A 12,597-nucleotide genomic window follows, 5' to 3' on the forward strand; every position below is an offset into this window, starting at 1 on the left:
ACAAGCCCCGTGTCGCGTCGCGCCGCCATCCTCGCCCTGCTCCTGTCCCCCGCCGCGGCGCGTGCGGACACGCTGGCCGATGCGATCGTCGACGCCTATCGCAACAATCCGCAACTCCAGGCGCAGCGCGCCGAACTGCGCGCGCTGGACGAAGGCGTGATCCAGGCGGGCGCCCCCTATCGCATGAGCGCGGACGCGACGGCGACGATCGGCTACAACGAACGGCTGCAACGCAGCGCCTTCCTCGAAGGCTTCTCCCGCTTCGAGCAGCGGTCGATGGGCGCGTCGGTGTCGGTCGCGCAACTGCTCAGCAGCGGCGGCCGCACCGCCGCGCAGGTATCCGCCGCGGAGGCCGACGTGCTGGCCGGGCGGGAACGGCTGCGCGAGGCGGAGAACCAGACGCTGTTCCAGGTCGTCGATTCCTACGTCGCGGTCCGCCGCGACCTGGAACTGGTCGACATCCAGTCGCGCTCGGTCGCGTCGTACCAGCGGCAGGTGGCGCAGGCGCGCACGCGCGAGCGCGAGGGCGACCTGACGCGGACCGACGTCGCGCAGGCGGAGGCGCAACTGCTCATCATCCAGGCCGCGCTGGCGCAGACGCAGGCCAGCCTGGAACAGAGCCGCTCGCGCTTCGCCGCCGTGGTCGGCCGCAACCCCGGGCCGCTGGAACCGCCCCCGCCGCTGCCCGGCGTGCCCGGATCGATCGACCTGGGCTATTCGCTGGCGGAGCGCGAGAGCCCGCTGCTGTGGCAGGCGATCCTGGCGGAGCGCGGCAGTCGCCACCGCATCGCCGCCGAACGGGCGGAGCGCCACCCGACGATCAGCGCGCAGGGCAGCTACGGCTACGTCAACCCGCTGGGATATCAGGTCCGCGACCTGGGCCGGACCCTGTCGGGCGGCATCACCGTCACCGTCCCGCTGCTGACCCAGGGAGTCGTCGGATCGCGCGTCCGCGCCGCGATCGCGCAGCAGCAGTCCGCCGCCCATCTGGTCGAGGAGGCGCGGCGCAACGTCGACGCGGGCCTGCTCAATTCGTGGAACCAGACCGTCACCGCGGAGCGCCAGATCGGCAGCGGCGAGGCGGCCGTCGTGGCGGCGCGCACCGCGCTGGACGGCGTGAAACGGGGATTCGCGGAAGGATTCCGGTCGAACTTCGAACTGATCGATTCCGAGCAGCGGCTGCTGAACGCGCAGGTCATAGTCGCGAACGCCCGCTACGGCTTGTACGCCGGGCAGGCGACGCTGCTGGCGCTGCTGGGCCGGCTACAGGCCGCGACGCTGGTCCCCGATGCGCCGCAATACGACCCCGCGGCGAACCTGAAGCACAATCGCGCGTGGCAGTTCGGGCCGTTCGAACCGTTGCTGCACGTCCTGGACCGTCCGCAACAGGCGAGCGACCGGTCGCGCGCCGCGCCGGTACCCGCCGCGCCCGCGGACCCGCGCATCGCCCCGGCCCCGGCCCCGGCCCCGGCGCAGGGCGGCGCGACCGATCGCCCGCTCGCCCGCGCGCTGCCCTTGTCCGACCCGATTCTGCCACCCGTCATCCCACAGGAGAAGCCATGACGATCGTCCGTCCGCTGATCGCCGCCGCCGCCGTCGCGGTCGCCCTTCCGCATCCCGCCCTCGCCGCGGACCTGCTGTACTCGCTCGCGCCCACGGGCGGGCCGGGCTATCGCGCGAGCTGGCGGATGCCCGCGACGCCGGAGCCGACGCAGTGGGTCGTCGGCGAGGGCTTCGCGATCGAGCGCGTCGCGGGCGACTTTCCGCGGTCGACCGGCGGCGAGGCGTATCTCGATTTCTTTTCCGCGGCGAACGGCGGCGGGCTCACGATCTCCGACGCCGACGGGCCGCGCATCCTCGCGACCCTGTTCGGCGCGCAGCTGTACACCGGGAGCGAGGCGGCGCCGACGATGCTGAGCGGGTCGTTCACGCTCACCGCCGGCCGCGCGGGCGGGCAGCGATACACGCTGCGCGTCGTCGATGCCGCCGCCGCGGTCCCCGAGCCGGCGACGTGGCTGATGATGATCGCCGGGTTCGGGCTGGTCGGCGGGATGCTGCGCACCCGCTACCGCGTGACCGTGCGCCGCCCGGCTTCCTTCCGTCGCTGAAAGTCCCGATGCCGATGCCGCACCGTCCCAGCCCCAATCCCGTGACCGCGGCCCTGCGCGGCGCGCGGCGGCATTTCGTGCTCGCCGCGGTGTTCAGCGGCTTCGTGAACCTGCTGTACCTGGTGCCGTCGATCTTCATGCTCCAGGTCTACGACCGCGTGGTGCCGACGCGCGGTGCCGCCACGCTGCTGTTCCTGATCCTGATCCTCGCGCTGTCGCTGATCGTGTTGTCGGTGCTGGACGTCGCGCGGATGCGGTTGCTGCTGCGCGCCAGCGTCCGGCTGGAAAAGCGGGCCGCGGCGCCGATCCTGCACCGGATCCTGGGTGCGGGATCGGCGTCGCCGGGGGATCGCGCGGCGGCGATCCGCAATTTCGACGTGCTGCGCGGCGTGCTGACGGGCCCCGCGATCCTGGCGCTGTTCGATGCGCCGTGGGCGCCGATCTACATCGCGGTCTGTTTCCTCCTGCACCCGTGGCTCGGCGCGTTCGCGCTGTTCGCCTCGGTGTTGCTGGCCGCGGTCGCGCTGCTCAGCGAACAGATGACGAAGCGCGCCGCGGCCGAGACGCAGATGCGGTCGGCGGTGCAGGGGCGGATGCAGGATTATGCGGTGCAGGCGGCGGAGGTCGGGCGCGTGCTGGGCATGCGCGACACGATCGTGCGGTTGCAACTGAACGACCGCGCCGATCTGGTCGCGCGGCAGGGGCAGCTGGCGGAGACGTCGGGGGCGTTCCTGGCCGTCACCAAGTTCCTGCGGCAGTTGTTCCAGTCGCTCGCGCTCGCGCTGGGCGCGTGGCTGGCGATCAACCAGTCGATATCGATGGGGGCGATCTTCGCCGCCTCGCTGCTGGTCGGACGCGCCCTGGCGCCGGTCGAGCAGATCCTGGGATCGTGGAAGAACGTCCTGTCGGCCCGGGCGGCCTATGCCGGACTGTCGGCATTCCTGCGCCTGCCCGACGACACCGCGCCGCGCACCGCGCTGCCGCGATCGCGCGGGGCGGTGACCGTCGCGGGCGTCAGCGTCCGCGCGCCGGGCAGCGAGCGGTTGCTGCTGGACGATGTCGGCTTCTCGGTCTCGCCGGGAGAGATCGTCGCGCTGATCGGGCCGAGCGGGGCGGGCAAGTCGACGCTGCTGCGCGTCATCGCCGGAGCGATCGCGCCCGATCGCGGCGAGGTGCGCATCGACGGCACCAGCCTGGCCGACTGGGACCGGGAGGCGCTGGGCGCCAGCGTCGGCTACACGCCGCAGACCCCGACGCTGTTTCCCGCGACGGTATCGGCCAACATCTCGCGCTTCGCGGCCGCGCGCGGCGGCGACGCGCCGGCCGACCTCGACGCGATGGTCGTGGACGCCGCGATGCGGGCGGGCGCGCACGAGACGATCCAGCGTTTCGCACAAGGATATGACACGATGCTGACGATCCGCGAGGCGGGCGGCCTGTCCGCCGGGCAACGCCAGCTGGTATCGCTGTCGCGGGCCTTGTTCGGCAACCCGTCGCTGCTGCTGCTCGACGAGCCCAATGCGCATCTCGACGTCAACGGCGAGGCCGCGCTGATGAAGACCATGGCCACCCTGCGCGCGCAGGGCGTCGCGATCGTCGTGTCGACGCATCGTCCCAGCCTCCTCCAGGTGGCCGACCGGATGCTGCTGGTGCGCGACGGCACGGTCACGCCGATCGATCCGGCGGAGATGAAGCCGCCCGCCCGATCGTCCGGCGCGGTCGCCGCGACCGGCGGCCAGGGAGCGGGGGCATGAGCGCCGCGATGGTCGAGGCGTTCGCGCCGGCCCCGCACGACCTGCCCCCCGCCGCCGCGCGGTTGCAGGATTCCCCGCGCCGCGCGTCGATCCTGGGCGGCGCGACCGCCATCCTCTTCTTCGTCGTCCTGCTGGGCTGGGCCGCGCTCAGCCGCCTCGACGCCGCGGCGTTCGGGGAGGGGCAGGTCGTCGTCGCGGGCAATCGCCAGGTCGTGCAGAACCGGAACGGCGGCAATGTCGAGGCGCTGCTGGTGCGCGACGGCGAGCGCGTCCGCGCGGGCCAGGTGCTGGTGCGCCTCTCGGCGGCCGAGGCGGTGGCCGGCGAGCGCGCGCTGGCGAGCACGGTGATCGACCTTCAGGCGCAGCGGGCGCGGCTACAGGCGGAGCTGGAGGGCGGGCCGATCCGCTGGCCCGCGGAGTTCGCCACCGCGGACGCCGCCGATCGCGTGCTGATCGAGAAGGCGAAGCGATTGCAGCTGGCGCAGGCGCGCGCGCACCGTTCCCTGCTGGCCGCGACCCAGGGGGTTCTGGGCAGTCAGCGCGGCCAGATCGCCGAGCAGCGTCGCGGTTTCGACGCGCAGGTCGATGCCACCTCCACGCAGCGTGCATCGCTCCAGGCGCAGCTGGAGAGCACCCGCCGCCTCGCCGACCAGGGGGTCGTATCGCGCAACAGCGTCCGCGCGCTGGAACGCTCGATCGCCGAGCTTCGCGGCAGCAACGCGGATTACGTCGCGCGTACCGCGGCGCTGGGGGAGCAGATCGCGGGCACGCGGCAGCAGGCGGCGGAGGTGGCGCGCAAGTCGATCGACGATGCCGCCGCCTTGTTGCGCGATACGCAGTTCCGGCTGAACGAGGCGCTGCCGCGACTGGCGGCGGCCCGCGACCAGATGGAACGGACGCTGGTCCGCGCGCCCGTCGGCGGGCGGGTGGTCAACCTGCGCCTGTTCTCCCCCGGCGCGGTCGTCCAGCCCGGGCAGGAGATACTGGAGATCGTCCCCGACGCCGCGCCGCTGGTCGTCAGCGCGCGGTTCCAGCCCGAGGATATCGACGGCGTCTATGCCGGGCGGGTGGCGGAGGTGAAGTTCCTGTCGCTGCACGAACGCGACCTGCCGATGCTGCTGGGCACGATCCGCACGGTATCGGCGGACAGCGTGCGCGATCCGGCGACGGGGGCGTCGTTCTTCACCGCCGAACTGGTCGTGCCCGAAAGCGAGGTCGCGCGGCTGCGCCGGGTGCGCGGCGCCGATACCGGGATCCGTCCGGGCGTTCCCGTGCAAGTGACCGTGAAACTGCGTCCCCGCACCGCCCTGCAATATTTCCTCGAACCGCTGACCGAGGCGACGACGCGGTCCTTCCACGAGCGATAGTCTAGCCGCCGCCGGAACCGGGCGGCGGCTTCGGCTCGTCGCGGGATGCGGACGGGGCGGACGGGTACGGCAGGTCGGTTCTGGAACGGGCGGCACGGGGGGCGGGCGAGGGTTGCGGGCGTAGCCGGCCGATGGCCGTGCGTGGGGCGACGGGTTCTTCGTCACCTACGAATACGACCTGGCGGGTGCGATGACCGCGGTGCGGGAGAACGGCGGTCCGCTGCTGGCGTCGTACGGGGATGAGGATCTGGGGCGGCGGGTGTCGCGGACGCTGGGGAACGGGACGAGCACCGGCTACGGCTATGACGGTGCGTCACGGCTGACGGCGCTGACCCTGAACGGGGGAGGGCAGCCGAACGCGGCGGCCTTCGACTACAACCCCGCGGGCCAGATCGCGAGCCGGACGCTGTCGAACGACGCCTATGGCTGGGCCGGCGCGGTGAACGCGGACCGTGCGTCTGCGGTGAACGGGCTGAACCGGTATACGGCGTCGGGTGCGGTGGTGCCGACGTACGACGGGCGCGGCAACCTGACGGCGGCCGGCGGAGCGAGCTATCTGTACAACGGCAAGAACCAGCTGTCTGGGGCGAACGGGACGTACCTATATTACGATGCGGCGGGACGTCTGGACCAGGTGACGCAGTCGAACCTGGTGTTCAGCCACAATGCGCGGATGTACTCGCCGACGCTGGGCTGTTTCCTGCAAGCCGATCCAATCGGCATCACGCGCCGCCCGTCGCGCCCGCCGCGACGGCCTGAGCGTTCTATCGCGTGGGGCGGCCGCGCCTTCCATTGCCGGCGGGGAATGTCGCGCCGCTATTGACGCGACCCGTCCGCGGCCCGACTTGAGCCGCATCCATGCCCCCATCCCCCGACACCCCCCGCACCGCCGATCGTCCGCTCCTGCCCACGCTCCGGCGCTTCCTGCCGGACCTGTGGCCCAGCGACGCGCCGGGGATGCGCGCGCGGGTCGCCGGGGCGATGGCATTGGTCGTCTGTTCGAAGCTGGTGCAGGTGTACGGCGCGCCGTTCGCGTTGCAGGCGGCGGTGGACGGGATGGCGGTGCCCACGACGCCGCTGCACCTGATCGTCCTGTTCGTCATCGGCTATGCCGCCGCGCGGTTCGGGGCGACCTTGTTCGACAATCTGCGCAACACGGTGTTCGAGCGCGTGGGGCAGGAGGCGACGCGGCGGCTGGCGACGCGGGTGTTCCGGCACCTGCATCGCCTGTCGCTGCGCTTCCACCTGGAACGGCGCACCGGCGCGGTGACGAAGGTGATCGAGCGGGGGACGAAGAGCATCGATACGATGCTGTATTTCCTGCTGTTCAACATCGCGCCGACGGTGCTGGAACTGACGCTGGTCCTCGGCATCTTCTGGGTCAAGTTCGGCTGGCCGCTGGTGGCGGGCACGCTGGCGATGGTGGCGGCGTACATCTGGTTCACGCGCGTCGTCACCGACTGGCGCGCGGCGCTGCGCGAGCGGATGAACGACCTGGACACCGGGGCGGTGGCGCATGCGGTCGATTCGCTGCTGAATTTCGAGACGGTGAAATATTTCGGCGCGGAGGAGCGCGAGGCGCGGCGCTACGACAAGGCGGTGCGGTCCTATGCCGATGCCGCGGTGGTGAGCGAGAACAGCCTGGCGTGGCTGAACGTCGGGCAGGCGGCGATCACGAACCTGATGATGGGCGCCGGCATGGCCTATGTCGCCTGGGGCTGGTCGCAGGGGCGGTTCACCGCGGGCAACGTGGTGCTGGTATCGACGTTGCTGGCGCAATTGTTCCGGCCGCTCGACCTGCTGGGCATGGTGTACCGCACGATCCGGCAGGGGGTGATCGACATGGGATCGATGTTCGACCTGGTCGACACCCCGCCGGAGATCGTCGACGTCCCCCACGCCGCGCCGTTGTCGGTGCCGCGCGGGCATGTGCGGTTCGAGGACGTGCGCTTCGGTTACGACACCGGGATGCCGATCCTGAAGGGCGTGGACCTGGACGTACCCGCGGGGACGACCCTGGCGGTCGTCGGATCGTCGGGGGCGGGGAAGTCGACGCTGGCCCGGTTGATGTACCGTTTCTACGACCTCGATTCGGGGCGCATCACGATCGACGGGCAGGATATCGCGCAGGTGACGCAGGATTCCCTGCGCGCCGCGATCGGGATCGTGCCGCAGGACACGGTGCTGTTCAACGACACGATCGGGTACAACATCGGGTACGGCCGCGAGGAATCGGACCTGCCCGCGATCCGCGAGGCCGCGCGCGGGGCGGCGATCGCGCCGTTCATCGAGCGACAGCCGGAGGGATACCAGACGCGCGTGGGCGAACGCGGGCTCAAGCTGTCGGGGGGCGAGAAGCAGCGCGTGGCGATCGCGCGCACGTTGCTGAAGAACCCGCCGATCCTGATCCTGGACGAGGCGACGAGCGCCCTGGACAGCCGGACCGAGGCGGAGATCATGGAGACGCTGGAGGCGATCGAGCGCGGGCGGACCACGATCGTGATCGCGCACCGGCTGTCGACCGTCGTCCATGCCGACCAGATCGTCGTGCTGGAGGCGGGCGAGGTCGTCGAGCGCGGGACGCATGCCGAGTTGATGGCGCGGGACGGCGCCTATGCCGGGATGTGGGCGCGACAGGCGAAGGAGCGCGCGGCGGCGCTGGCGGAGGTTTGAGCGGTTGCGAGCATCGACATCCGTTCGTCCTGAGCGAAGTCGAAGGGCAGGCGCCGAGGGTCGTGCATGGGCTTCGACTTCGCTCAGCCCGAACGGAGGCGGTGCGTCGGGCAACTTGGTCTTCAACCCCCATTCACCCCGCGATCGGTATCGCCTGTAACGACTTGTCCCCGACGTTCGACCGTTCTAGCCCTATGGCACACCATATCCCCGAGGAGCCCCGATGCGTCCCTTCGCCCTCTCGATCGCCTTGCTGATGACCTCTACCGCCGCAGCCGCGCAGACGCTGCCCGCGTCCAATCCCTTCGCGAAGCCGAGCACGTTGCCCTACCAGGCGCCCGCGTTCGACCGCATCAAGGATACCGATTACCAGCCCGCGATCGAAGCCGGGATGGCCGCGCAGCGCGCCGAGATCCGCGCGATCGCGGACAGCAAGGCAGCGCCGACGTTCGACAACACGATCGTGGCGATGGAGCGGACGGGGCAGTTGCTGGAGCGCGCGGGCAATGCGTTCAACGGGGTGACGGGAGCCAACACCAACGACACGTTGCAGAAGGCGGAAGAAGCACTGGCGCCCAAATATGCCGCGCATTCCGACGCCATCGCACTCGACCCCAAGCTGTTCCAGCGCGTGAAGACGCTGCATGACAAGCGCGATACGCTGGGGCTGAACCCCGAACAGCTGCGCGTGCTGAACAAGACCTACGACAACATGGTCCGCGCGGGCGCGTTGCTGACGCCCGAACAGAAGACGCGGATGACCGCGATCAACGGCGAGCTGGCGCAGCTGACCAATGCGTTCAACCAGAAGCTGCTGGCGGCAACGAAGGCGGGCGGGCTGGTCGTCGACGACAAGGCGAAGCTGGCGGGCCTGTCCGAGGCGGAGATCGCGGCGGCGGCGGATGCGGCGAAGGCGCGCGGGCTGACGGGCAAGTGGGTCATCCCGTTGCAGAACACGACGCAGCAGCCGCTGCTGGCGAAGCTGACCGATCGCGCCACGCGCGAGGCGCTGTTCAACGCCAGCTGGACGCGCACGGTGAAGGGCGACGCCAACGACACGCGCGACACGCTGTCGACGATCGCGAAGCTGCGCGCGGAGAAGGCGAAGCTGCTGGGCTATCCGACCTTCGCCGACCTCTCGCTGGCCGACAGCATGGCGAAGACGCCGCAGACCGCGAGCGGGTTCATGCGCCAGCTCGCCGACCCGCTGGCGATCGAACAGAAGCGCGAGGCGGGCGAGTTGCAGGAACTGGTCAAGGCCGCCAAGGAACAAGAGGGGGGCGGCAATTTCGACCTGAAGCCGTGGGACTGGGACTTCTATTCCGAAAAGCTGCGCAAGGCGCGCTACGACCTGAACCAGGATGAACTGAAGCCGTATTTCGAGATCACGAACGTGCTGGAGAAGGGCGTTTTCGAGGCCGCGACGCAGCTTTACGGCATCACGTTCAAGAAGCGGACCGACATCCCCGTCTATCATCCCGACGTGACGGTGTACGAGGTGTTCGAGGCGAACGGGCAGCCGCTGGGCCTTGCCTATTTCGATTTCTGGAAGCGCGACAACAAGCGCGGCGGCGCGTGGATGTCGAATTACGTGAACCAGTCGAAGCTGTTCGGGACGAAGCCCGTCGTCTTCAACGTCAGCAACTTCACGAAGCCCGCGGCTGGACAGCCCGCGCTCATCACGTTCGACGACGTGTCGACGATGTTCCACGAATTCGGCCATGCGCTGCACGGCCTGTTCGCGAACCAGACCTATCCGTCGGTGTCGGGGACGAACGTCGCGCGCGATTTCGTGGAATTCCCGTCGCAGTTCAACGAGCATTGGGCGCTGGATCCCAAGGTGCTGCCGAAATACGCCGTCCATTACCAGACGAAGCAGGTCATCCCGGCCGCGTTCATCGAGAAGATCGACCGGGCCGAGACGTTCAACACCGGTTATTCGGTGGGCGAGGCGGTCGCCGCGGCGCAGATGGACATGAGCTGGCACGCGCTGACCGCGGACCAGCCCAAACAGGACGCGGACGCGTTCGAGGCGAAGGCGCTGGCGGCCACCGGGCTCGACATCGCGCACGTGCCGCCGCGCTACCGGTCGAGCTATTTCAGCCATGTGTTCGGGTCGGGCTATGCCGCGGGCTATTACGCGTACCAGTGGACGAAGATGCTCGACACCGATGCGTACGAATGGTTCGAGCGCAACGGCGGGATGACGCGCGCCAACGGGCAGCGTTTCCGCGACATGATCCTGTCGAAGGGCGATACCGAGGATTACGCCCCGATGTTCCGCGCCTTCTACGGCAAGGATCCGGATATCGCGCCGATGCTGAAGGGCATGGGGCTGAACGCGGACGGAACGCGGATCGCGAAGTAATCGCGGACGTCGTGCCGGGCCCGTCCCGGCATCCACCGTGCCGCAGGAGCGGCAAGCGTCGGGTGCGCGGCGCCGTGGACCCCGGGACGAGCCCGGGGCGACGGCGTCCCGCTACGCCAGCAGGTCCCGGTATTCCGGGTGCCGCGCGATATAGTCGCGGACGAACGGGCATTGCGGCACGACCGTCAGCCCGCGGTCGCGCGCGGCGTCCAGCGCGCCGCGGATCAGCTTCGATCCCACGCCGCGCCCTTCGATCTCGGGCGGCACCAGCGTGTGGGTGAAGACGATCGTCCGGCCTTCCAGCTGGTAGGCGGCGACGGCGCGGTGGCCGTCGACGTCTAGTTCGAATTCGGCCTCGGCTCGATTGTCGCGGACGGTGGTGGGCTTGGGCATGGGCGCGGTCGATCGCACACGCGCGGGGTTCCCGCAACGGCGGCGCACCCCTAGAGGAAGCCCGACGATGGCCCCCGATCCCCTTCCCGACCTCCACCGTATCTTCGGCTTCCCCGATTTCCGCGGCGTGCAGCGGCAGGTGGTGGACCGCGTGCTGGCGCGGCGGCGGACGCTGGCGGTGATGCCGACGGGGGCGGGCAAGTCGCTGACGTATCAATTGCCCGCGGTAATGCTCGACGGGACGTGCGTCGTCGTCAGTCCCCTGATCGCGCTGATGCACGACCAGCTGCGCGCCGCGACCGCGGTGGGCATCCGCGCCGCGACGCTGACATCCGTGGACGAGAACCGGGCGGAGACGCGGGGCCGGTTCCTGGATGGCGACCTGGACCTCCTGTACATCGCGCCGGAGCGGGCGTCGGGGGCGGATTTCCGCGACCTGCTGCAACGCGGGCGGGTGTCGATGTTCGCGATCGACGAGGCGCATTGCGTCAGCGAATGGGGGCATGATTTCCGCCCCGACTATCGCCTGCTGCGGCCGTTGCTGGACCTGTTCCCGGATGTGCCCCGGCTGGCGCTGACCGCGACCGCGGACGCGCACACGCGCGCCGACATCCTGGAACAGCTGGGCATCCCCGACGACGGGATGATCGTCGCGGGCTTCGACCGGCCCAACATCCGCTATGCGATCAGCCCGAAGGACAATACCACGCGGCAGTTGATCGACCTGGTCCGCGCGACGCCCGGTCCCGGCATCGTCTACGCCCAGACGCGCGCCGCGACCGAGAAGCTGGCCGCCGCGCTGGCGGCGACGGGGCGGCCGACGCGCGCGTACCACGCCGGGCTGGACCCCGCGGTGCGCAGCCGCAACCAGGCGGATTTCGTGGCGAGCGAGGATATGGTCATCGCCGCGACGGTCGCGTTCGGGATGGGGATCGACAAGCCCGACGTGCGGTTCGTCGCTCACGCAGGCCTGCCGAAGTCGATCGAGGGATATTATCAGGAAACCGGGCGCGCGGGGCGCGACGGCGACCCGGCGGTGGCGCACCTGTTCTGGGGCGCGGAGGATTTCGCGCGCGCGCGGCAGCGGATCGGGGAGGTGGAGGAGCATCGCCAGCCGGGCGAGCGCGCGCGGTTGCAGGCGCTGGGCGCTTTGGTCGAGACGCCGGGGTGTCGCCGCGCGATCCTGCTGCGCCATTTCGGCGAGCATCCGCCCGAGCGATGCGGCAATTGCGACAATTGCCTGAACCCGCCGCGCGCGATGGACGCGACCGAGGTGGCGCGCAAATATCTGTCCGCGGTCTTCCGCACCGGGCAGATGTTCGGCGCGACCTATGTCGAGGAAGTGCTGACCGGCAAGTCGAGCGAGCGATCGCTGATGAACGGGCATGAGGCATTGTCGGTTTGGAACATCGTCGGCGAGGGCGACCGCACCCTGCTGAAGCCGGTCGGGCGGGCGCTGCTGCTGCGCGACGCGTTGCGGACCAACGCGCACGGCGGGCTGGAATTCGGCCCCGCGGCGCGCGCGATCCTGAAGGGCGAGGCGGAGGTCGCGCTGCTGGAGCCGCCCGCGCGCACGCGCCGGTCGCGCAAGGGAAGCGCGGAGGCGAACCCGGCGGACGATCCGTTGTTCGAGGCGCTGCGTGGCTGCCGCCGCGATCTGGCGAAGGAGGCCGGGGTGCCGCCCTATGTCATCTTCCACGATTCGGTGCTGCGCGACATCGCGGCGACGCGGCCGGCGACCTTGTCCGACCTGGGGCGACTGACCGGCGTGGGGCAGAGGAAGCTGGACGCCTATGGTGCGGCGTTCCTGAAGGTGGTGCGGGAGAATTAGGCGCCGCCCCGGAGGCGCTTTCTGCGCCCGTGGCCGCGCCGATGATGTGCCGGGGCATAATTATGCGACAATCGGGCCGTAGCGCTCCGCCTCGTAACGGGAG

At 70.3% G+C, this 12,597-nt stretch carries 8 protein-coding genes and 1 pseudogene; 8 read left to right on the top strand and 1 reads right to left on the bottom strand.

What is annotated here, in order from left to right:
* Nucleotides 1-9 precede the first annotated feature (9 nt).
* From ASG29_RS03445 to ASG29_RS03475, 7 genes and pseudogenes are all read left to right on the top strand, one after another.
* Entirely contained in the window at nucleotides 10-1,563 is a 1,554-nt protein-coding gene (locus tag ASG29_RS03445) for a TolC family outer membrane protein (protein WP_055980083.1), read from the top strand.
* A 407-nt stretch (nucleotides 1,564-1,970) separates the two neighbouring features.
* Nucleotides 1,971-2,108 (top strand): annotated as a pseudogene (locus ASG29_RS17805) (PEPxxWA-CTERM sorting domain-containing protein); the annotation flags it as partial.
* A 41-nt stretch (nucleotides 2,109-2,149) separates the two neighbouring features.
* On the top strand, nucleotides 2,150-3,862 hold the full coding sequence (locus tag ASG29_RS03455) for a type I secretion system permease/ATPase (RefSeq protein ID WP_162242926.1): 1,713 nt from the start codon (nucleotides 2,150-2,152) through the stop codon (nucleotides 3,860-3,862).
* A complete protein-coding gene (locus ASG29_RS03460) occupies nucleotides 3,859-5,229 on the top strand; it encodes an HlyD family type I secretion periplasmic adaptor subunit (protein WP_055980090.1) in 1,371 nt (456 codons plus the stop codon). The genes ASG29_RS03455 and ASG29_RS03460 overlap by 4 nt, the downstream gene beginning before the upstream one ends.
* 190 nt (nucleotides 5,230-5,419) lie before the next feature.
* Complete coding sequence (locus tag ASG29_RS03465) at nucleotides 5,420-6,052, top strand: RHS repeat domain-containing protein (protein ID WP_055980093.1); 633 nt, start codon at nucleotides 5,420-5,422, stop codon at nucleotides 6,050-6,052.
* Between the two features lie 35 nt (nucleotides 6,053-6,087).
* Nucleotides 6,088-7,902, top strand: a complete 1,815-nt coding sequence (locus ASG29_RS03470) for an ABCB family ABC transporter ATP-binding protein/permease (protein WP_055980095.1) — start codon at nucleotides 6,088-6,090, stop codon at nucleotides 7,900-7,902.
* A 223-nt stretch (nucleotides 7,903-8,125) separates the two neighbouring features.
* The gene (locus ASG29_RS03475; RefSeq protein WP_055980098.1) at nucleotides 8,126-10,270 is read left to right on the top strand and encodes a M3 family metallopeptidase; all 2,145 of its coding nucleotides are present in this window, start codon (nucleotides 8,126-8,128) and stop codon (nucleotides 10,268-10,270) included.
* Nucleotides 10,271-10,381: 111 nt separating this feature from the next.
* On the opposite strand, the gene ASG29_RS03480 is transcribed toward ASG29_RS03475, so the two are convergent.
* The gene (locus ASG29_RS03480) at nucleotides 10,382-10,663 is read right to left on the bottom strand and encodes a GNAT family N-acetyltransferase (protein ID WP_055980102.1); all 282 of its coding nucleotides are present in this window, start codon (nucleotides 10,661-10,663) and stop codon (nucleotides 10,382-10,384) included.
* 67 nt (nucleotides 10,664-10,730) lie between these two features.
* On the opposite strand from ASG29_RS03480, the gene recQ reads away from it, so the two are divergent.
* Nucleotides 10,731-12,494 (top strand): DNA helicase RecQ, encoded by a 1,764-nt coding sequence (gene recQ, locus ASG29_RS03485; protein ID WP_055980105.1) that lies wholly within the window; start codon nucleotides 10,731-10,733, stop codon nucleotides 12,492-12,494.
* Nucleotides 12,495-12,597: the final 103 nt, after the last annotated feature.

Origin of the sequence: Sphingomonas sp. Leaf412 (assembly GCF_001425405.1) — a bacterium.
Taxonomy (GTDB): domain Bacteria; phylum Pseudomonadota; class Alphaproteobacteria; order Sphingomonadales; family Sphingomonadaceae; genus Sphingomonas.

What these genes read in the sequence shown, in the direction of transcription:
- ASG29_RS03460 (WP_055980090.1), top strand. Translation starts at nt 3,859, where the DNA reads ATGAGCGCCGCGATGGTCGAGGCGTTCGCGCCGGCCCCGCACGACCTG.
- ASG29_RS03465 (WP_055980093.1), top strand. Translation starts at nt 5,420, where the DNA reads ATGACCGCGGTGCGGGAGAACGGCGGTCCGCTGCTGGCGTCGTACGGG.
- ASG29_RS03470 (WP_055980095.1), top strand. Translation starts at nt 6,088, where the DNA reads ATGCCCCCATCCCCCGACACCCCCCGCACCGCCGATCGTCCGCTCCTG.
- ASG29_RS03475 (WP_055980098.1), top strand. Translation starts at nt 8,126, where the DNA reads ATGCGTCCCTTCGCCCTCTCGATCGCCTTGCTGATGACCTCTACCGCC.
- ASG29_RS03480 (WP_055980102.1), bottom strand. Translation starts at nt 10,663, where the DNA reads ATGCCCAAGCCCACCACCGTCCGCGACAATCGAGCCGAGGCCGAATTC.
- recQ (WP_055980105.1), top strand. Translation starts at nt 10,731, where the DNA reads ATGGCCCCCGATCCCCTTCCCGACCTCCACCGTATCTTCGGCTTCCCC.